This window comes from Streptomyces sp. SAI-127 (assembly GCF_029894425.1).
Taxonomy (GTDB): Bacteria; Actinomycetota; Actinomycetes; order Streptomycetales; family Streptomycetaceae; genus Streptomyces.
In genome coordinates this window covers 6,798,095-6,818,335 of sequence record NZ_JARXYJ010000001.1, presented here as the reverse complement: position 1 = coordinate 6,818,335, position 20,241 = coordinate 6,798,095, and the positions used below count along the sequence as shown (strand labels likewise).

Annotated in this window: 18 protein-coding genes and 2 tRNA genes; 5 read left to right on the top strand and 15 right to left on the bottom strand. The window is 69.2% G+C overall.

The window, feature by feature from the left end; translation table 11 throughout:
* Window positions 1-70: 70 nt before the first annotated feature.
* From mreD to M2157_RS31420, 7 genes are all read right to left on the bottom strand, one after another.
* Window positions 71-748 (bottom strand): rod shape-determining protein MreD, encoded by a 678-nt coding sequence (gene mreD, locus M2157_RS31450; protein WP_280866871.1) that lies wholly within the window; start codon window positions 746-748, stop codon window positions 71-73.
* 11 nt (window positions 749-759) lie between these two features.
* Window positions 760-1,707, bottom strand: a complete 948-nt coding sequence (gene mreC, locus M2157_RS31445; protein WP_280857614.1) for a rod shape-determining protein MreC — start codon at window positions 1,705-1,707, stop codon at window positions 760-762.
* Window positions 1,708-1,822: 115 nt separating this feature from the next.
* Window positions 1,823-2,842, bottom strand: coding sequence for a rod shape-determining protein (locus tag M2157_RS31440; protein ID WP_004931372.1), 1,020 nt, complete (start codon window positions 2,840-2,842; stop codon window positions 1,823-1,825).
* A 308-nt stretch (window positions 2,843-3,150) separates the two neighbouring features.
* Window positions 3,151-3,564 carry a nucleoside-diphosphate kinase gene (gene ndk / locus M2157_RS31435; protein ID WP_059205347.1) on the bottom strand — a complete coding sequence of 138 codons (414 nt, stop codon included), beginning with the start codon at window positions 3,562-3,564 and terminating at the stop codon, window positions 3,151-3,153.
* A gap of 64 nt (window positions 3,565-3,628) precedes the next feature.
* Entirely contained in the window at window positions 3,629-3,985 is a 357-nt protein-coding gene (locus tag M2157_RS31430) for a DUF4233 domain-containing protein (RefSeq protein WP_280857615.1), read from the bottom strand.
* Window positions 3,986-3,994: 9 nt separating this feature from the next.
* Entirely contained in the window at window positions 3,995-5,479 is a 1,485-nt protein-coding gene (locus M2157_RS31425; RefSeq protein WP_280866870.1) for a folylpolyglutamate synthase/dihydrofolate synthase family protein, read from the bottom strand.
* Between the two features lie 84 nt (window positions 5,480-5,563).
* Window positions 5,564-8,188 (bottom strand): valine--tRNA ligase, encoded by a 2,625-nt coding sequence (locus M2157_RS31420; protein WP_280857617.1) that lies wholly within the window; start codon window positions 8,186-8,188, stop codon window positions 5,564-5,566.
* 136 nt (window positions 8,189-8,324) lie between these two features.
* Between M2157_RS31420 and M2157_RS31415 the strand changes: the two genes are divergently transcribed.
* Entirely contained in the window at window positions 8,325-9,335 is a 1,011-nt protein-coding gene (locus M2157_RS31415; protein WP_280866869.1) for a hypothetical protein, read from the top strand.
* Between the two features lie 71 nt (window positions 9,336-9,406).
* Here the strand turns inward: M2157_RS31415 and clpX are convergent, their stop codons facing one another.
* From clpX to M2157_RS31390, 5 genes are all read right to left on the bottom strand, one after another.
* On the bottom strand, window positions 9,407-10,690 hold the full coding sequence (gene clpX, locus M2157_RS31410) for an ATP-dependent Clp protease ATP-binding subunit ClpX (protein WP_280866868.1): 1,284 nt from the start codon (window positions 10,688-10,690) through the stop codon (window positions 9,407-9,409).
* 160 nt (window positions 10,691-10,850) lie between these two features.
* The gene (locus M2157_RS31405) at window positions 10,851-11,531 is read right to left on the bottom strand and encodes an ATP-dependent Clp protease proteolytic subunit (protein ID WP_020136160.1); all 681 of its coding nucleotides are present in this window, start codon (window positions 11,529-11,531) and stop codon (window positions 10,851-10,853) included.
* Between the two features lie 49 nt (window positions 11,532-11,580).
* Window positions 11,581-12,186, bottom strand: a complete 606-nt coding sequence (locus M2157_RS31400; RefSeq protein WP_266523715.1) for an ATP-dependent Clp protease proteolytic subunit — start codon at window positions 12,184-12,186, stop codon at window positions 11,581-11,583.
* Window positions 12,187-12,563: 377 nt separating this feature from the next.
* Complete coding sequence (gene tig / locus M2157_RS31395) at window positions 12,564-13,958, bottom strand: trigger factor (RefSeq protein WP_266523424.1); 1,395 nt, start codon at window positions 13,956-13,958, stop codon at window positions 12,564-12,566.
* A gap of 195 nt (window positions 13,959-14,153) precedes the next feature.
* Window positions 14,154-14,230, bottom strand: a tRNA-Pro gene (locus M2157_RS31390).
* 530 nt (window positions 14,231-14,760) lie between these two features.
* Here M2157_RS31390 and M2157_RS31385 point away from each other — a divergent pair.
* Both M2157_RS31385 and M2157_RS31380 read left to right on the top strand, forming a co-directional pair.
* Window positions 14,761-14,834 (top strand) — tRNA-Gly (locus M2157_RS31385).
* A gap of 89 nt (window positions 14,835-14,923) precedes the next feature.
* Complete coding sequence (locus M2157_RS31380; RefSeq protein ID WP_280857619.1) at window positions 14,924-15,220, top strand: hypothetical protein; 297 nt, start codon at window positions 14,924-14,926, stop codon at window positions 15,218-15,220.
* A 154-nt stretch (window positions 15,221-15,374) separates the two neighbouring features.
* Here M2157_RS31380 and M2157_RS31375 read toward each other — a convergent pair whose 3' ends face one another.
* On the bottom strand, window positions 15,375-15,569 hold the full coding sequence (locus tag M2157_RS31375; RefSeq protein WP_020136157.1) for a hypothetical protein: 195 nt from the start codon (window positions 15,567-15,569) through the stop codon (window positions 15,375-15,377).
* 365 nt (window positions 15,570-15,934) lie between these two features.
* Between M2157_RS31375 and M2157_RS31370 the strand changes: the two genes are divergently transcribed.
* Window positions 15,935-17,053: an acyltransferase family protein gene (locus M2157_RS31370; protein WP_280857620.1), complete on the top strand. Its 1,119-nt coding sequence runs from the start codon at window positions 15,935-15,937 to the stop codon at window positions 17,051-17,053.
* On the opposite strand, the gene M2157_RS31365 is transcribed toward M2157_RS31370, so the two are convergent.
* Both M2157_RS31365 and M2157_RS31360 read right to left on the bottom strand, forming a co-directional pair.
* Window positions 17,050-17,508, bottom strand: coding sequence for an HD domain-containing protein (locus tag M2157_RS31365; RefSeq protein WP_280857621.1), 459 nt, complete (start codon window positions 17,506-17,508; stop codon window positions 17,050-17,052). The two genes, M2157_RS31370 and M2157_RS31365, sit on opposite strands and share 4 nt — an antisense overlap.
* A gap of 151 nt (window positions 17,509-17,659) precedes the next feature.
* Window positions 17,660-18,841, bottom strand: a complete 1,182-nt coding sequence (locus M2157_RS31360) for a PP2C family protein-serine/threonine phosphatase (RefSeq protein WP_280857622.1) — start codon at window positions 18,839-18,841, stop codon at window positions 17,660-17,662.
* A gap of 169 nt (window positions 18,842-19,010) precedes the next feature.
* Here M2157_RS31360 and M2157_RS31355 point away from each other — a divergent pair, with 169 nt between their 5' ends.
* A complete protein-coding gene (locus M2157_RS31355; protein WP_280857623.1) occupies window positions 19,011-20,240 on the top strand; it encodes a GNAT family N-acetyltransferase in 1,230 nt (409 codons plus the stop codon).
* The last annotated feature ends 1 nt before the right edge of the window (window position 20,241 follow it).

Here is a 20,241-nt window from a genome sequence, read left to right as displayed (position 1 = left end):
ACCTGTGAACCCGCGTTCCGCCCCGGCGCACCCGTTCGGGTGAAGTTGCCCGTGCTGAACTCGCCCGCCCTCACAGCCGCTTGACCCCCTTGATGCGGCCCACCCGCGCGGTCCGGGTCCGGGCCTTCGTCTTCAGGCTCCCGAGGCCGCCCCGCTGGCCGCCGATCTTCAGACCGGTGCCCGAGGACAGCCACCCGGAGGAGATGTTCGCCGAGTTGGCCGCGGAGCCGGCCTCGGCGAGCGGGTCGTTCTCGGCGCGCCGGGCGAGCGCCATGATGCCGGGGACGACGAAGGGGGCGAGCAGCAGGTCGTACAGGGCGGCCGTGAACAGCAGGCTGCCGAGGCCGACATGGCGGGCGGCGGTGTCGCCGACGAGGGCGCCGACACCGGCGTAGAGCAGGGTGGTGCCGATGGCGGCGGCGACCACGACGACCATGGGGCCGGTGGCCGACTTGAGTCTGCCGTTCTCCGGTTTGGCGAGGCCGGCGAGGTAGCCGATGACGCACAGCACCAGGGCGTAGCGGCCGGCCGCGTGGTCGGCGGGCGGGGCGAGGTCGGCGAGGAGACCGGCGCCGAAGCCGACGAGGGCACCGCCGACATGGCCGTAGACGAGAGCCAGGCCGAGGACGGTGAGGAGCAGCAGATCGGGGACGGCGCCCGGGAGGTGGAGGCGGGCGAGGACGCTCACCTGGAGGACCAGGGCGACCACGACCAGGGCGGAGGACAGCAGGATCCGGTTGACGCGCATGACTACAGCTCCTACTGCTCTTGCTGGATCTCGCCGTCGACCGGCGCATTGGCGGACGGGGTGACGGTGACCGTCACGGTCGGCGTGGGCGTCGGTTTCGGTTTGGCCGGGAGCACCGTGTCGCGCGGGTCCTTCTTCGGGGCCTGGACGACGACGCCGACGATGTCGAGCTTGGTGAAGCTGACGTACGGCGTGACGTAGAGGGTGCGGGTGAGGTCGCCGCCTGAGGGGTCGACGCGGGAGACCACGCCGACCGGGACGCCGGGGACGAAGGGCTTGTCGGCCTGCGAGCCGAAGGTGACCAGACGGTCGCCCTTCTTCACCTCGGCCTTGCCGTTGAGGAGTTCGACGCGCAGCGGACGGTCGCCCTGGCCGGAGGCGAAGCCGAGTTCGTCGGTGGCCTCCATGCGGGTACCGACGGTGAAGTCGGGGTCGTTGGCGAGGAGCACGGTGGCGGTGTTCGGGCCGACGGTGGTGACGCGGCCGACCAGGCCGTCGCCGTTGAGGACGGTCATGTCGCGCCGGATGCCGTCGTTGGCGCCGACGTCGACGGTGATCGTCCAGGAGAAGCCCTGGGCCGCTCCTATGGCGATGACCTCGGCGCCCTTGATGCCGTACTGACCCTCGCCGGCGGTCTTCAGCATCTTGTCGAGCTGCTTGAGACGGCTGGAGTTGCGGTCGTCGCTGCCGAGTCTCGCCTTGAGGGCCGCGTTCTCCTTCTCCAAGGCGGCGAGCCGGTCGTGCCGCTCGCCGGAGTCGCGGACGGCCGACACGGCGTTGCCGACCGGATTGACCGCGGTCGACACACTGTCCTCGATCGGGCCGAACACGGCGGCCGCGGCCTGGCGGGCGCCGTCGACCGGTGAGTCCTCCCCGCCGCGGATGTCGACCGTGATCAGCGCGAACGCGACGGCGATCAGCAGCACCAGGAGCAGCCGGCTCTCTCGTGTGTCCCTCACGTGCGGCGGCCGTGCCCTTCTTATTGGAGTTGCGTTTGTGGGAGCTTATGCCTCGATATCAACGATCCGCCGCACGAGAGGAGATCATCTCGTACGGCGGAATCGAAGAGTTACGTCATCTGCGCGGCTGGGCGTCCAGCACCTGCTGCAGCGCCTCGAACTCCTCGACGCACTTCCCGGAGCCGAGCGCCACGCTGTCGAGCGGGTCCTCGGCGATGTGGATCGGCATGCCGGTCTCCCGGCGCAGCCGCTCGTCGAGTCCGCGCAGCAGGGCGCCGCCGCCGGTGAGGACGATGCCGCGGTCCATGATGTCGCCGGAGAGCTCCGGCGGGCACTTGTCCAGGGTCGTCTTGACGGCGTCGACGATCGCGTTGACGGGCTCCTCGATCGCCTTGCGGACCTCGGCGGCCGAGATCACGACGGTCTTGGGCAGCCCGGAGACGAGGTCCCGGCCGCGGATTTCGGTGTGCTCGTCAGCGTCGAGGTCGTACGCCGAACCGATCGTGATCTTGATCTGCTCGGCCGTCCGCTCACCCAGAAGGAGGGAGTACTCCTTCTTGATGTGCTGGATGATCGCGTTGTCCAGTTCGTCACCCGCGACGCGGATGGACTGGGCGGTGACGATGCCGCCGAGCGAGATGACCGCGACCTCCGTGGTGCCGCCGCCGATGTCCACCACCATGTTGCCCGTGGCCTCGTGGACCGGCAGGCCGGAACCGATGGCGGCCGCCATGGGCTCCTCGATGATGTGCACCTGGCGGGCGCCGGCCTGGGACGACGCCTCGATGACGGCGCGGCGCTCGACGCCGGTGATGCCCGAGGGGACACACACGACGACGCGCGGCCTCGCGAGATACCGCCGCTTGTGGATCTTCAGAATGAAGTAGCGGAGCATCCGCTCGGTGATCTCGAAGTCGGCGATCACGCCGTCCTTCAGCGGCCGCACGGCAACGATGTTGCCGGGGGTCCGCCCGATCATCTTCTTCGCTTCGGCGCCGACCGCGAGGATGCCACCGGTGTTGGTGTTGATCGCGACGACGGACGGCTCGTTGAGTACGATCCCGCGACCCCTGACGTACACCAGCGTGTTGGCGGTCCCGAGGTCGACAGCCATGTCACGGCCGATGAACGACATTGAGTTCCCCATCAGGATTCGTCTGGCCTTCCCGGGAGCTTTCGAGGGCTTTTCAGGTCGGCGAAGTGGGTGCTGTGACGTGAAGGCTTCCATCGTAGACGCGCCTGCACGAACACTGCGCGAGGGTCTTCGCCATTGTCAGCAGATGTAAAGCCGGCCCGCTTGTGGAGACGGTCCATAGGGGGCACTCGTTCCCCCTATCGGCACGCATATGCCGAAGGACGGCCGAAAATGTACGGCCGTCCCAGGTCAGATGGGCGGATGAACTGATGCCCTGTCAGAAAATGCCACTGAACCTACGCACGGACCTATGCGCGCCCGGGGAAGAAGATCTTCACCTCGCGCTCGGCGGACTCCTCCGAGTCGGACGCGTGGATCAGGTTCTCGCGGACGATGACACCGAAGTCGCCGCGGATGGAGCCGGGCGCGGCGGCGATCGGGTCGGTCGGGCCGGCCAGCGCGCGGACGCCCTCGATGACCCGCTCGCCCTCGACGATCAGCGCGACGACCGGACCGGAGGCCATGAACTCCACCAGCGGCTCGTAGAAGGGCTTGCCCTTGTGCTCGCCGTAGTGCTGCTCCAGCGTGTCCTGGTCCAGCGTGCGCAGCTCCAGCGCGGTGATCTGCCAGCCGGCCTTGCGCTCGATACGGCTGATGATCTCGCCGGTCAGGCCACGACGGACGGCGTCGGGCTTGAGGAGGACGAGGGTGCGCTGGCTCACGAGGGGCTCCTTGCCTGCTGACATGTGCGGTGGGACGAGATTACAGGGCGTGTCGGTGCGCTCGTCACACAGCGTCAGGTGCAGGGGAGTCGGCCTGGGCGGCGAATCTCGCCTTGGCCTCGTCGATCTTCCGGCCGTAGTGCACGGAGGCCCACCACAGTGCCGCGAAGATCGCGCCCATGAAGAACATGGTCGGCACGACGAAGCCGGAGGCGATCAGGGCGATCTGGAGCGCCCAGCCGAGCGCGACGCCGCCGGGCCGGGTCACCACCCCGCACAGCGCGAGGCACAGGAACATGGCGATGCCACTGACCGTCCACACCGTGGAGGTGGCCAGATCGGGGTCCTTCATCGCGACCAGTCCCGCGAAGCCGATGACGAACAACTCGCCGATCAGCGTGGAAGCACAGAGCGTACGCATGCTCGGGACTCAGCCCCTTCCCAGCAGCAGCCGGGCCTCGCCGACCGTGATGACCGACCCGGTGACGAGTACTCCGCCGCCCGCGAACTCGCCGTCCTCCTCGGCCAGCGTGATCGCCTCCTCCAGCGCGTCCGGCAGCCGCGGTTCGACCTGCACGCGCTCCTCGCCGAACACCTCGACGGCGATCGCGGCGAGCTCGTCGGAGTCCATCGCGCGGTGACTGGAGTTCTGTGTGATCACGACCTCGGCGAAGATCGGCTCGAAGGCCTCGAGCAGCCCCCGTACGTTCTTGTCGCCGCTCGCGCCGACCACGCCGATGAGCCGGCTGAAGTCGAAGGCCTCGCCGACCGCTTCGGCGGTGGCGCGGGCGCCCGCCGGGTTGTGGGCGGCGTCCAGGACGACGGTCGGGGAACGACGTACGACTTCGAGGCGGCCCGGGGAGGAGACGGCCGCGAAGGCCTTGCGGACGGTGTCGATGTCGAGGCGGTCCGGGCGCTGGGCGCCCACACCGAAGAACGCCTCCACGGCAGCGAGCGCCACGGCCGCGTTGTGCGCCTGGTAGGGGCCGTGCAGCGGCAGGTACACCTCTTCGTACTCGCCGCCGAGGCCGCGCAGGGTCACCAGCTGGCCGCCCACGGCGACCTGCCGCGAGACGATCCCGAACTCCAGGCCCTCACGCGCGACGGTGGCGTCGACCTCGACGGCCTTCTTCAGCAGCACCTGCGCCGCATCGACCGGCTGCTGGGCCAGGATGACGGTCGCGTCCTGCTTGATGATCCCGGCCTTCTCGGTGGCGATCGCCGCGTGCGTCTCGCCGAGCCGGTCGGTGTGGTCCAGGTCGATGGGGGTGACCACGGCGACAGTGCCGTCGATGACGTTGGTGGCGTCCCAGGAGCCGCCCATGCCGACCTCCACGACGGCGACGTCGACGGGCGCGTCCGCGAAGGCGGCGTACGCCATGCCGGTCAGCACCTCGAAGAAGGACAGCCGGTACTGCTGCTGACCGTCGACCATCTCGACGTACGGCTTGATGTCCTCGTACGTCTCGATGAACCGCTCGGCCGAGATCGGGGCGCCGTCCAGGCTGATGCGCTCGGTGATCGACTGGACGTGGGGGCTGGTGTACCGGCCCGTGCGCAGTTCGAAGGCGCCGAGGAGGGCCTCGATCATGCGGGCCGTGGAGGTCTTGCCGTTCGTCCCCGTGATGTGGATCGAGGGGTACGACCGCTGCGGCTCGCCCAGGACGTCCATCAGCGCGGCGATGCGGCTGACGGAGGGCTCCAGCTTGGTCTCACCCCAGCGGGTGGCGAGCTCCGCCTCGACCGTACGCAGGGCCTTGTCGACCTCGGGATCGGCAGGGCGTGCGGGCACATCTGCCTCCGGCGGGGCGCCCTGGGTGCGCAGGGTGCGGCTGCCGGCCTCGATGACCGCGAGATCGGGGTCGCGGTCGGTCTCGTTGGCGATGATCTCGTCGAAGGGGTCGCTGTCACTCACGCAGTCAGTCTACGGAGGGCGACTGACAGAGTGCCTACGGAGTGGGGCCCCGGGGTGCAGAAGACCCCGGAGCCCCACAATGCCTCATGCCTGAGGCAGACGATCCAGCTGAGCCTTGATCCTCGCGATGTCCTCGTCCGCCTTGGCCAGGCGGCCGCGGATCTTGTCCACCACGTTGTCCGGGGCCTTCGCGAGGAAGGCTTCGTTGCCGAGCTTGGCGTTCGCCTGGGCCTTCTCCTTCTCGGCCGCCGCCAGGTCCTTCGCGAGGCGCTTGCGTTCCGCCGCCACGTCGATCGTGCCGGAGAGGTCGAGCGCGACCGTGGCGCCCGCGACCGGGAGGGTCGCCGTGGCCGCGAAGCCCTCGCCCTCCGGCTGGAGGCGCAGGAGCTGACGGATGGCGGCCTCGTGGGGCGCAAGAGCGGTGCCGTCGAGCTCCAGACGGGCGGGGACCTTCTGGCCGTCCTTCAGGCCCTGGTCCTTGCGGAACCGGCGGACCTCGGTGACGACCCGCTGGACCAGCTCGATCTCGAGTTCGGCGTCCTTGTCGCGGAAGCCGCTGTCCTTGGGCCAGTCACCGATGACCAGGGACTCGCCGCCGGTGAGCGTGGTCCACAGGGCGTCGGTGACGAACGGGATGACCGGGTGCAGCAGCCGCAGCGTCACGTCGAGGACCTCACCGAGGACCCGCCCGGAGACCCTGGCCTGCTCGCCGCCCGCGAAGAACGTCGTCTTCGACAGCTCGACGTACCAGTCGAAGACCTCGTCCCACGCGAAGTGGTAGAGCGCGTCGGCGAGTTTGGCGAACTGGTAGTCGTCGTAGTACGCGTCGACCTGGGCGACCGTGGTGTTGAGGCGGGAGAGGATCCAGCGGTCCGTCGCCGACATCTGTGAGGCGTCCGGCAGCGGGCCCTCGACCGTGGCGCCGTTCATGAGGGCGAAGCGGGTGGCGTTCCAGATCTTGTTGGTGAAGTTGCGGGAGGCCTTGACCCAGTCCTCGCCGATCGGCACGTCCGCGCCCGGGTTGGCGCCGTTGGCGAGGGTGAAGCGGACGGCGTCGGAGCCGTACGCGTCCATCCACACCAGCGGGTCGACCGCGTTGGGGTTCGACTTCGACATCTTCTTGCCGAACTCGTCGCGGACCAGACCGGTCAGCGCGATGGTGTGGAAGGGGACCTCGCCGTCCATGGCGTAGAGGCCGAACATCATCATCCGGGCGACCCAGAAGAAGATGATGTCGTGGCCGGTGAGCAGGACGTCGGTCGGATAGAACTTCCGCAGGTCCTCGGTCTGTTCGGGCCAGCCGAGCGTGGAGAACGGCCACAGGCCGGAGGAGAACCAGGTGTCCAGGACGTCGGAGTCCTGGGTCCAGCCCTCACCGGTGGGCGGCTCGTCGTCGGGTCCCACGCAGACGACCTCGCCGTCCGGGCCGTACCAGATCGGGATGCGGTGGCCCCACCACAGCTGGCGCGAGATGCACCAGTCGTGCATGTTGTCGACCCAGTCGAAGTAGCGCTTCGACATGTCCTCGGGGTGGATCTTGACGCGGCCGTCGCGGACCGCGTCACCGGCGGCCTTGGCGAGCGGGCCGACCTTGACCCACCACTGCATGGACAGGCGCGGCTCGACCGTGGTCTTGCAGCGCGAGCAGTGGCCCACGGAGTGCATGTAGGGGCGCTTCTCGGCGACGATGCGGCCCTGCTCCTTGAGGGCGCCGACGACGGTCGAGCGGGCCTCGAAGCGGTCCAGGCCGAGGAAGGGGCCGTGGACGGTGATGACGCCGTGCTCGTCCATGATCGTCAGGGACGGCAGGTCGTGCCGGCGGCCGATCTCGAAGTCGTTCGGGTCGTGCGCCGGGGTCACCTTGACCGCGCCCGTGCCGAACGCGGGGTCGACGTGGGTGTCGGCGACGACCGGGATGGTGCGGTCGGTGAGCGGGAGCTTGATCTGCTTGCCGATGAGGTGCTGGTACCGCTCGTCGTCGGGGTGGACGGCGACGGCCGTGTCACCGAGCATCGTCTCCGCGCGCGTGGTCGCGACGACGAGGCTGTCCTCGCCCTCGCCGTAGCGGATGGAGACCAACTCGCCCGCGTCCTCCTGGTATTCCACCTCGATGTCGGAGATGGCCGTCAGACAGCGCGGGCACCAGTTGATGATGCGCTCGGCGCGGTAGATCAGCTCGTCCTCGTAGAGCCGCTTGAAGATGGTGAGGACGGCCTTGGAGAGGCCCTCGTCCATCGTGAAGCGCTCGCGGCTCCAGTCGACGCCGTCGCCGAGGCGGCGCATCTGGCCGAGGATCCGGCCGCCGTACTCCTCCTTCCACTGCCAGACGCGCTCGACGAACTCCTCGCGGCCCAGGTCGTGTCGGGACTTGCCCTCCTCGGCGAGCTGCTGCTCGACCTTGTTCTGGGTGGCGATACCGGCGTGGTCCATGCCCGGCAGCCACAGGGCCTCGTAGCCCTGCATGCGCTTGCGGCGCGTCAGCGCGTCCATGAGCGTGTGCTGGAAGGCGTGGCCCAGGTGGAGCGAGCCGGTGACGTTCGGCGGCGGGATGACGATGGTGTACGGGGGCTTGTCGCTCTTCGCGTCGGCGGTGAAGTAACCCTTCTCCACCCAGCGCTCGTACAGCGTCCCCTCTACCTCGGCCGGCGTGTACTGGGTCGGCAGTTCGGTGATGGGCGCTGTGGGCTGCTGCTGAGCGTTCTCGGTCACGGGGTCAGTTTAGAGGTGTCCCGGGCGTGTCCCGAAACGTGTTTGCTCTGTAACGGTGGGGGCCCCGATGCCGTGTGCCGCCTCTGACTGAGCCAGGATGTCGGGAACACATAAGCATCTGGAGGGGAACCCAGAGATGAGTCACAACCAGCCGGGCCCGTACGGGCAGCCCCAGCAGCCCGGTCAGCCGCAGCAGCCCGGGCCGTACGGCCAGCCGGGCCCCTACGGCCAGCCGCCGCAGGCTCCGCAGGCGCCCCAGCCCGGCTACGGCTACCCCCAGCAGCCCGCGCCGCCCCAGCAGCCGGCGCAGCAGCCGGGTTACGGCTATCCGCAGCAGGGCGGGGTGCCGCCGCAGACCCCGCCGTACGGCCAGCCGCAGGCTCCCTACGGCCAGCAGGCCCCGTACGGCCAGCAGCCGCCGTACGGCCAGGCCCCTTACGGCGCGCCGCAGCCCCCGGCGCCGGGCGGCGGCAACGGGAAGAAGATCGGCATCATCATCGGCGCGGTGGCGGTCGTGGCCGCGATCGCGGTGGGGGCGTACCTCGTGATCGGCGGGGGCGGGGGCGGCGGTGGCGGTTCGGACATCGCGGACGACGGCGCGCACACGCTGAGCACGCCGGCCACGGTCCTCACCGACTACAAGAAGTCAGCGAGCGCCGGCGGTGACGGCTTCAGCGCGGACGACGTCAAGGACGCCGAGAAGCACGGCGTGAAGAACGCCAAGGACGTGAGCGCCACCTACCAGTCGGGCGACGCGACCAATTACCTCGCCATGAAGATGGTCAACTTCATGGGCGTCTACGGCGACATCGACGACCCCGAGAAGGTCGTCGACGCCATGTTCGAGGAGATGCAGAAGAGCGCCGAGAAGGACTCCGAGGGGGAGGCCGTCGGCAGCCCGAAGGCGTACACGCCGGCCGGTCTCGACGGCGCGGTCCTCAAGTGCCAGGAGACGAAGGTCTCCGACAGCTCCGGATCCGGTCCGAGCTCGATCAGCATGCCGGTGTGCATCTGGGGCGACCACAGCACGCTGGGTGTGGTCATCCCGATCGACATGGCGGACGCCATGGCCGGAAAGACGGCGGACCTTTCGGGCGCGGCCGACATGACGGCCAAGCTCCGCAAGGAAGTTCGCGTCAAGGCCTGACGCCGGAACCCACCATCGAAGGGGCCCCGGTCGGTTGACCGGGGCCCCTTCGGTTGTTCTGCGTGCGGTCGCTACGCCGTCTTCTGCTCCCCCGGGCCGCGCCCGCGGGCGTCCCTCGGGATCAGGGTCGGGTTCACGTTGGAGTGGACGACGTCCGCCGTGATGACGACGCGGGCCACGTCCTTGCGGGACGGGATCTCGTACATGACGCCCTGCAGGACCTCTTCCATGATGGCGCGCAGGCCGCGCGCGCCGGTCTGGCGGAGGATGGCCTGGTCGGCGATGGCTTCCAGGGCCTCGCGCTCGAAGTCCAGCTCCACGCCGTCGAGTTCGAAGAGGCGCTGGTACTGCTTGACGAGCGCGTTGCGGGGCTCGACCAGGATCTGGAGGAGGGCTTCCCGGTCGAGGTTGTGCACGCTCGTGATGACCGGGAGACGGCCGATGAACTCGGGGATCATGCCGAACTTGACCAGGTCCTCGGGCATGACGTCCTCGAACTGGTCCTTGGCCTCCAGCTCGCGCTTGGAGCGGATCGTCGCGCCGAAGCCGATGCCCTTCGCGCCCGCCCGGGACTCGATGAGCTTCTCCAGGCCCGCGAAGGCACCGCCCACGATGAACAGGACGTTCGTCGTGTCGATCTGGATGAACTCCTGGTGCGGGTGCTTGCGTCCGCCCTGCGGCGGAACCGAGGCCGTGGTGCCCTCGAGGATCTTCAGGAGCGCCTGCTGCACACCTTCGCCGCTCACGTCCCGGGTGATGGACGGGTTTTCACTCTTCCGCGCGACCTTGTCGATCTCATCGATGTAGATGATCCCGGTCTCGGCCTTCTTGACGTCGTAGTCGGCCGCCTGGATCAGCTTCAGCAGGATGTTCTCGACGTCCTCGCCGACGTATCCCGCCTCGGTGAGCGCCGTCGCGTCGGCGATCGCGAACGGGACGTTCAGCATGCGGGCCAGCGTCTGCGCGAGGAGTGTCTTGCCGGAGCCCGTGGGGCCCAGCAGGAGGATGTTGGACTTCGCCAACTCGATCGCGTCGTCACGGCTGCTGCCGCCGTTCTCGCCGGCCTGGACGCGCTTGTAGTGGTTGTACACCGCCACGGAGAGGGCCTTCTTGGCCGACTCCTGGCCCACCACATAGCCCTCCAGGAACTCGTAGATCTCGCGGGGCTTGGGGAGTTCCTCCCAGCGCACCTCGCTCGTCTCCGCGAGTTCCTCCTCGATGATCTCGTTGCAGAGATCGATGCACTCGTCGCAGATGTACACACCAGGCCCTGCGATGAGCTTCTTGACCTGCTTCTGGCTCTTGCCGCAGAACGAGCACTTGAGCAGATCGCCGCCGTCACCGATGCGTGCCACGGTGTGCTTCCCCTTCGCCTGGGAGACGCCTAGGTCCAGCGGCTCCTGGTGCTGCCTTATGTCCGACGGTACCTTGCCGGGCCCCCCGTTCGGGCCCCCCTTGGCAGGGTTCACTTTGACGTGCACTGTGCCAAGGGGCGGCATATCCTACGGGTCCGCGTCAGCGGACGGCGGCGTTGTTCATCTTCCGGGTGGAGATGATCTGGTCGATCAGGCCGTACGCCAGGGCGTCGTCGGCCGTGAGGATCTTGTCGCGCTCGATGTCCTCGCGGATCTTCTCGATCGGCGTGGTGGAGTGCTTGGCCAGCAGGTCTTCCAGCTGGGCGCGCATCCGGAGGATCTCGTTGGCGGCGATCTCCAGGTCGGAGACCTGACCGCGGCCGGTCTCGCTGTAGGGCTGGTGGATCAGCACGCGGGCGTTGGGCAGCGCCATGCGCTTGCCGGGCGTACCGGCGGCCAGCAGGATCGCGGCGGCGGAGGCCGCCTGGCCCATGCAGACCGTCTGGATGTCCGGCTTCACGAACTGCATCGTGTCGTAGATCGCGGTCAGCGCGGTGAAGGAGCCACCGGGGCTGTTGATGTAGACGGAGATGTCCCGGTCGGGGTCCATCGACTCCAGGCACAGCAGCTGCGCCATGACGTCGTTGGCGGAGGCGTCGTCGATCTGTACGCCGAGGAAGATCACGCGCTCCTCGAAGAGCTTCGCGTACGGGTCGTACTCGCGGATGCCCTGCGAGGTGCGCTCGACGAAGCGGGGGATCACGTACCGGGACTCGGCGCGCGGGCCGGTGTACTCGGCCTCGGTGCGGGCGTAGAGGCCGCTGCCGGGGAAGTCGTTCACTGTCTGTCTCCTAGGGGCTTAGGCGGTCGGCTGAGGGGCTCTACGGGGGTCAGGCCCCGGTGCCGCCGCCGCCCGGCATACCGGCGGCCGTGGGAATCACGTCGTCGATGAGGCCGTACTCCTTGGCCTCGAGGGCGTCGAACCAGCGGTCACGGTCCGAGTCGCGGGTGATCTGCTCGATGCTCTGGCCGGTGTGCTGCGAGGTGAGCTCGGCCATGCGCTTCTTGGTGTGCAGCAGCCGCTCGGCGTGGATCTTGATGTCCGAGGCAGAGCCGGCGAGGCCGGCGGACGGCTGGTGGATCAGGATCTCGGCGTTCGGCAGCGCGAAGCGCTTGCCGGGCGTGCCCGCGCTGAGCAGGAACTGGCCCATCGAGGCGGCGAGGCCCATGGCGATGGTCACCACGTCGTTCTTGATGAACTGCATGGTGTCGTAGATCGCCATACCGGCCGTGATCGAGCCGCCGGGGCTGTTGATGTAGAGGTAGATGTCCTTGTCCGGATCGGCGGCAAGGAGGAGCAGCTGCGCGGTGATCTTGTTGGCAATGTCGTCGTCGACCGCCTGGCCGAGGAAGATGATCCGCTCGCCGAGCAGCCGGTTGTATACCTGGTCGCCGAGGCCACCACCGATGGAGGGGTCGCCGGCGGCGGAGGGCATCAGATTCGTCACGTATCCACCTGCTCGTCTTACGACGGCGCCGGGGCCGTCTCACGTTTCCCTGCGTGTTCCCTGCGGGGCTGGGGCAGTCGGGGACTTCCCTGCCCTCGTAGTTATGGACCCTAACGCGCTGGTCCCTTCGGAGAATCCCGGTAAGCGGGGTGTTCGCCGGGGGCGTAGCGCCGCGGGGCTTCCCGCTTCGCGAGCGGCCACGGGTTTGCGGCGGCCGCTCGCGCGCACGCGGTGGAGCCGCGCATCGACGCGGTCTCGCGCCCCTGGGGCCGGCCGCCGTCCCCCACGTCCTCCACGACGGAACGGGCCCCCGGGGAACACAACTCCCCGGGGGCCCGTCCTACGACCTGCTAGGTGCCGTGGGCTCAGCCCTCGGTCTTCTCCTCGGCCTCGGCCTCGGCCGGGGTGTCCTCGGAGGCGGCCTCGACGGTCTCGGCCGTCTCGTCCTCCTCGTCGTCCAGGTCGACGACCTCGCCGTTGGTGTCCTTGACCGTGGCGGCCTCGACCACGACGGCCAGGGCCTTGCCGCGGGCGACCTCACCGACGAGGAGCGGGACCTGACCGCCCTCGACGACCGCCTGGGCGAACTGGTCGGGGGACATGCCGGAGGAGGCGGCGCGGCGCATGAGGTGCTCGGTGAGCTCCTCCTGGTTGACGTTCAGCTTCTCGCGCTTGACGAGCTCGTCCAGCACGAACTGGGTCTTGATGCCCTTGACCGCGGCGTCCTTGGTCTCGGTGTCGAACTCCTCGGCCGTCTTGCCCTGGATCTCGAGGTACTTCTCGAGGTCGAGGCCCATCTGGCCGAGCTGGTGGTGCTCCAGGTTGTGCTTGCGGGTGTTGATCTCGTCCTCGAGCAGCTTCTCGGGGACGGGCACCTCGACGAGCTCCAGGAGCTTCTCCAGGACGCGCTCCTGGGCCTGGGTGGCCTGGTCGTACTGCTTCATGTTCTCGAGGCGCTTGCGGCTGTCCGCCCTGAGCTCGTCGAGGGTGTCGAACTCGGAGGCGAGCTGCGCGAACTCGTCGTCCAGCTCGGGCAGTTCGCGGGCGGCGACCTGGGTGACCTTAACGGTGACCTCGGCCTCCTTGCCGGCCGCGGAGCCGCCCTTGAGCTCGGAGGTGAAGGTGGCCTCGCCACCGGCCTCCAGGCCCTTCACGGCGTCGTCGATGCCGTCCAGCAGCTCGCCGGAGCCGATGGTGTAGGAGACGCCGCTCGCGACGCCGTCCTCCAGCACCTCGCCCTCGACCTTGGCCTCCAGGTCGATGGTGATGACGTCGCCGTCCTCGGCGGCGCGCTCGACCGGGGAGGTCGAGGCGAAGCGCTCACGCAGCTCGGTCACGGCCTTGTCGACGTCCTCGTCGCTGACCTCGACCGCGTCGACCTCGACCTCGATGCCGGAGTAGTCCGGGATCTCGATGGCCGGGCGGACGTCGACCTCGGCGGTGAAGTTCAGCGTCTCGCCGTCCTTCAGCTCGGTGATGTCGACCTCGGGCTGGCCGAGGACGTCGATCTCGGCCTCGTTGACCGCCTCGGTGTAGAACTTCGGAAGCGCGTCGTTGACGGCCTCCTCCAGCACCGCACCGCGGCCGAACCGCTGGTCGATGACGCGCGCCGGGATCTTGCCCTTCCGGAAGCCCTTCACCGTGACCTGCTGGTTGATCTTCTTGTACGCCGCGTCGAGGCTGTCCTTGAGCTCCTCGAAGGGCACCTCGATGCTGAGCCGAACCCGAGTCGGGTTCAGGGTCTCCACGGCGCTCTTCACGGTTCGGTCTCCTTGGGGGCTGACTTCTTGGTTTCTGCCGGAGCCAGAGCGGCTCCGGCGGATTCGCCGCCCGGAGGACTTCCAGTGGAGATCCAGAGGATGAGGCACACGGGCGTGCAGCTTGCATAGTAACGGCAGCGGCGACACGCCCCAAAGGCGATCACTGTGTACGGCCGCGCGAAGTGATCGCGCAGGTGGTCGGGGTGGCGGGATTTGAACCCACGGCCTTCCGCTCCCAAAGCGGACGCGCTACCAAGCTGCGCCACACCCCGTCTGGTGCGACACGTAGGGTACATGCCCGCAGGCGGCGGGGTTGCCGCATTTCGCGAGGCCCATGCAGAACCACGCCCAACGCGCCTCCCCCTGGGGCGCCTGGAGTAGCCCGGCCGCGACGCCACAAAGCGCCTGCCACACTCCGACACCGGACCACGCCGACACGCGGGGCGCCGACACGAATGGACACGCGGTGCCGTGTCTCGCGGCGGCAAACGGACACGCACGGCGAGGCCGGGCCTCCCGCGGCATCCGAGTGGACGTGGCGGTCACGCCTCGCGAGCGGCGCGTCGTGGGTCGGCCCGCTCATGCTGCGGCGACAGGCCGCGCACGATGCGCGACTGGTGTCCCGGCCCGGCGATCCCGGAGTCAGCGGCGCGTGACCTCCACGGCAGCGCCCGTACGCGCTCCAGTGCGCCCCGTCCGTGACGCGCGCGGTAGGGGCGGAACGGAAGGGGTGTGCGACGACAGGTGACGACCCGGTACGATGCTTTCGTGCCGTCGGTCACCGGACCGCGGCGCGTGCTGTGCGGGCGTAGCTCAATGGTAGAGCCCTAGTCTTCCAAACTAGCTACGCGGGTTCGATTCCCGTCGCCCGCTCCATACGACTCAGGGCCAGGCCAGAGGATCAATCCTCCGCCTGGCCCTGATCGTTTCCGGGGTTCCGATCAGCGAGCGATACAGTGCGCGCCGTGGACATACCCGGCTGGTTCGTCTGGATCGCTCTCGGTCTGGCCTTCTTGCAGGCCCTCGGCCTCGTTCCCGTCATCCGCCGGCTCCGCGGATCCGACTCCGCGGTGCGTTTCAGGGCGCGCCTTGACCTGCTGGACGTCGTTGGCTCCTTGTTGCTCTTCGGCGGCGTGCTGCTGAGTCTCGTGGTGGCGGCATCCTGGTTCTGGCTCACCTTCGCCGGCTTCGCGCTCATGGCCGCCGTCTACGCCGTGAAAGGTGTGCGCCGGCTCCGCGCCCGCCAGCGCCCCACAGCCTGATCCACTCGACAGGCTCTGGTGTCACGTGAGAATGCTGAGCGGCCCGCCGCCACCTTCAACGCGATGGCAAGCTGCCACGACGGAAGGCCTCCGGTCCGGTCCCCCGAGGGGAGCGGGCCGGAGGCCTTCTGTCGTGTCCGTCCGGTGGGCCGGGCTAGAACTGGATCGAGTTGATGGTGTCCGCTATCGAGTCCAGGAAGCGTTGGATGTCGTCGGCCATGCCGGTCGAGGCGAGGAAGAAGCCGAAGAGCACCGCGACTATGGCGGGGCCGGCCTTGATGGATCCTCCCCGCATCAACACCACCAGGATGATCCCCAACAGCAGCACCACTGACAGCGAAATGGCCACAACTCATCACACCCTCGGTCGGTCCCGCTCTCCCGGCCCGGGGACGCGACCCCGCGCCCCCCGCCAGAACCATCGTGCCACCAACGCGGCCCGCATATGCGGCCGGTGAGGCAACGTTTGGCCATGCCGATACACGCGCCGCACCCCGTGGCCGGTTCCTTTCGGCACTCAACCACCGCGTCCGCACATCCCGTTCGCAGGGAATTCGAATGGTCGACACAGACATGCGAAGACTGTCGTTATGCGGCATTTCAGGTGGATGAATCCTGACAATGCAGGCCTGTTGAAGTCGACTCAGAAGTGAACAACCGGCCACGAGACGACCGGTTTTACGGAAACACACAGCCGAGGCTAGGGTGCCTCAGATGTTTCCAGCCGCCGCCGACGCAGTCCCCCGTCCGCGCTCGCCGCAGGACCCGCCGCCCGCCAAGCAGCGCGACGCCTTCTTCGACAACGCCAAGTTCCTGGCGATCGTCCTGGTGGCCGTCGCGCACTCCTGGGAGCCGCTCAAGGGCGACAGCCGGATCCTGGAGGGCGTGTACACGGTCGTGTACTCGTTCCACATGCCGGCGTTCATCGTCATCTCCGGCTTCTTCTCCCGCAGTTTCGACATGCGCCCGGACCGGCTGCGGCGGCTGATCACCGGCGTCGCCGTGCCGTACGTCCTCTTCGAGACGGCGTACTCCCTCTTCAAGCGCTACGCCGACCACGATCCGGGCATGGACATCAGTCTCCTGGACCCGTGGTTCCTGACCTGGTTCCTGGTGGCGCTGTTCATCTGGCGGCTGACCACGCCGATCTGGAAGCTGGTGCGGTGGCCGCTGCCGCTCGCGCTCGGCATCGCGATGCTGGCGTCCGTGACCCCGGGCATCGGCGACGACCTGGACCTCCAGCGGGTGCTGCAGTTCCTGCCGTACTTCGTGCTGGGCCTGGTCATGAAGCCCGAGCACTTCCGTATGGTGCGGCGCCGCTCGATGCGGATCGCGGCGGTGCCGGTGTTCGCGGCCGCCCTCGCCGTCGGCTGGTGGGCGGTGCCGCGGATGAACACCGAATGGTTCTACCACCGCAACGCCGTCCAGGAGATGGGCGCGCCCTGGTGGACGGGGCCGGTCATGGTGCTGGCCATGTTCGGCAGTTCGCTGCTGCTGACGGCCTGTTTCTTCGCCTGGGTGCCGGGCCGGCGGATGTGGTTCACCGCGCTCGGCGCGGGCACGCTGTACGGCTATCTGCTGCACGGCTTCCTGATCAAGGGCGCGGGTTTCGCGGGCTGGTTCGACCCCGCCTGGCTGCATCGCCCGCTCGGCGAGCTCTTCGTGAGCGCCCTGGCCGCGATCGCCGTCACCCTGCTGTGCACCTCGCCGGTGCGCCGGGTCTTCCGGTTCGCGATGGAGCCCGACATGAACTGGGCGTTCAGGAAGGACGCCACCGACGTGGCCCCGGTCCGCGCACGGACGACGGCTCCGCGCGAGAAGGTCGACGCCTAGACAGACCCCCGGCTCAGACCGAGAAGCGCGCGCATCCCCGCGTACTTCTCGGTCAGTCGGTTCCGCGTCACCTCGTCCAGGACCGCCAGGCGCGCCGGGTCCGCGTTGTGCGCCAGGTCGGCCTCCTTCACCAGCAGCGCGCCCGGGGTCTCCAGGATGCGCCGGGCGTACACCTCGGGCGGCTCCCCGGACCGCTTGGTGACGGCGAGCACGATGTCCTTCGTACGGCGGCTCAGCGCGGCCCGGTCGAGCCAGTGCGCGGAGAGCGCGTCGTCCTCGACGGAGTCGTGCAGCCAGGCCGCCGCGATCTGCTCGTCGTCGCCGCCACGCGCGCGTACGCCCTCGGCGACGGCCCGCAGGTGTTCGGCGTAGGGCCGTCCCGCCTTGTCGGTCTGGCCCTCGTGCGCGGCGCGGGCGAGGGTCTCGACTTCGGCCAGGGTCAACTCGTCGGTCATTCCTCCAGTGTGTCGCGCCGCAGCGCCGAGCGGGCCGGAAGGCCGGCCACGGTGAGGCCGAGCACGATGAAGCCGATGAGGCGCAGCGTGCCGAGTTCCGTGCAGTTCTACGGCCCAGTCGGCTGGGATGCACCCCACCCCGGTGTCCTGGTCAGCGCGGCGCGGCCTGGGCCGTAGGCCCTTCCCGGCAGATCAGCAGCAGCGCCCGGTCGTCGTTGACGTCCTTAGCGACCGCCTCGATCAGGTGCCACGCGGCACCGTGGAAGCCACCCGCCACATAACGGTCGGCCTCGCCCGTCAGGCGGTCGATGCCCTCCACTATGTCCCGGTCGGACGTCTCGACCAGACCGTCGGTGAAGAGCATCAACACGTCACCGGGCCGGAGCGAGCCCTTCACCGGGTCGAACTGGGCGCCGTCGTAGACCCCGAGGAGCGGGCCCTCCGCGGCCTTCTCCTCCCACCGGCCGCTGCCCGCGCTGAGCTGCAGCCCCGGCGGATGGCCGGCCGAGTAGAGCTCGTAGTCGCCGGAGTCGAGGTCCAGGACCAGGTGGATCGAGGTCGCGAAACCCTCGTCCCAGTCCTGGCGGAGCAGATAGCCGTTCGCGGCGGGCAGGAAGGCGTGCGGGGGCAGCGAACCCAGCAGGCCGCCGAACGCCCCCGACAGCAGCAGCGCACGCGATCCCGCGTCCATGCCCTTCCCGGACACGTCCGTCAGGACGACCTCCATCGTCCTGCCGCCGTTGGTACGGGCCGCGACAACGAAGTCACCGGAGAACGACTGCCCGCCCGCGGGACGCAGCGCCATCTCCCGGTGCCAGCCCTGCGGAAGCTGCGGCAGCTTGCTCTGCACCCGGATGCGTTCCCGCAGGTCGAACAGCATGGTGCCGCCGCGCCGCCAGGGCACACCGACCCGGCTGCGGAACTGGGCGATCAGCAGGCCGAAGAAGCCGCAGGCGGCCACGACCAGGACCACGCCGGGGGTGACCCGGGACGGTCCCTCGGTGTACGGCCCCAGCCGCACCGACTCCACGATCAGGGCCGTCGCCGCCGCCGCGTACAGGCCGAGCAGGCTCGCCGGGCGCAGCAGCAGTCCGCCGGCGACGATCGGCAGGACCAGTGCGGCCGGTGAGCACCACACGGAGTTCATCAAAGTAATGGCCGCGATCACCGGGACGGTCAGGAGCAGACCGGCCAGCGCGACCCAGTCCGAGCCGTCGCCGCGGAAGTAGTCCACGGCACTTCTGCGCAGGCCGACGCGGACCCGGTGCCACTGCATCCTCAACCGGGCCGTGAACGTCTCGGCTTCCGCGCGCCGCTCTCGTCCTGCTGCCATTAGTTCGGGACCTTATCCGTCGAACCCCCTGCTTGGCACAGGAGGTACGACTTGTCCCCCGTGCGAGGTTCAACTTCACAGACTCCAGGGGGTCGTGCACGCCCCGGCCGGCGACGGGTCCCGCGGAAATTCCCTCGCTCGTCCCGCAATGCCCTGGTAGGCATGGTTCATGGGTACTGACTTGCGGGTACTTCGGCGGGACGAATGGGACGAGTGGTACGGCAACCTGATCCGCGCCTTCGGCGGGGTCCCGGAGTCGGCCGAGGAGCGGGAGCTGTGGCGTGAGCTCAGCGTGGACGACCGGTCCATCGGCGCCTGGGACGGCGAGCGGTGTGTGGGCACGGCGGGGGCGTTCGCCTTCCGGATGACCGTGCCGGGCGGCGCCTTGGTGCCCGCCGCCGGCGTCACCATGGTCGGCGTGGCCGGCACGCACCGGCGGCGCGGGGTGCTGACCTCGATGATGCGGCGCCAGCTGGACGACGTACGGTCCTGGGGCGAGCCGCTGGCCGTGCTCACGGCCTCCGAGCCGGTGATCTACGGCCGGTTCGGGTACGGCGCCGCCACCTATCACGTCAACGCCGACATCGACACGACCCGGGTGCGGCTGTCCGTGCCGCCTGGCACCGACGACGTACGGCTGCGGTACGCGGCACCCGCCGACGTCCTCGACGCGTGCGAGGCGGTGTACGCCCGGCTCGTGCCGCGGCGGCCCGGGATGATCGCCCGGGTCCCCGGCTGGGAGCGGCTGTGGCTGCTCGACCCGGAGAGCGACCGGGACGGCGCCTCACCGCTGCAGTGCGTGGTCGCGGAGCGGGACGGGGAGGTCGTGGGGTTCGTGCGGTACCGGGTGAAGGCGGACTGGGAGCCGGCCGGGCCCAGGGGCACGGTGGTGGTCTCCGACCTGGAGGCGCTGGATCCGGCCACGCACGGCGCGCTGTGGCGGTTCCTGTTCGACCTCGACCTCACCTCGCGGATCGACGTGCGGCGGCGGCCGGTCGACGAGGCCTGGCAGTACCTCGTCTCCGACGTCCGGCGCTGTTCGCTGCTGGTGCGGGACGCGCTGCACGTGCGCCTTGTGGACGTCGGGGCCGCGCTGGAGGCGCGGACGTATCAGACGCCGGTGGACGTGGTGTTGGAGGTCGAGGACTCCTTCTGCCCCTGGAACTCCGGGCGTTGGCGGCTCAGCGGCGACGCGAAGGGCGCGTCGTGCGAGCGTACGACGGACTCGGCCGATCTCGCCCTGTCCGTACGGGAGTTGGGAGCGGCCTATCTCGGCGGCGTGAGCCTCGCCTCGCTGGCGGGGGCCGGGCTGGTGCGGGAGATACAGCAGGGGGCATTGGCCGAGGCGGCGGTGGGGTTCGGGTCGGCGGTGGCGCCCTGGCTGCCGCACGGGTTCTAGG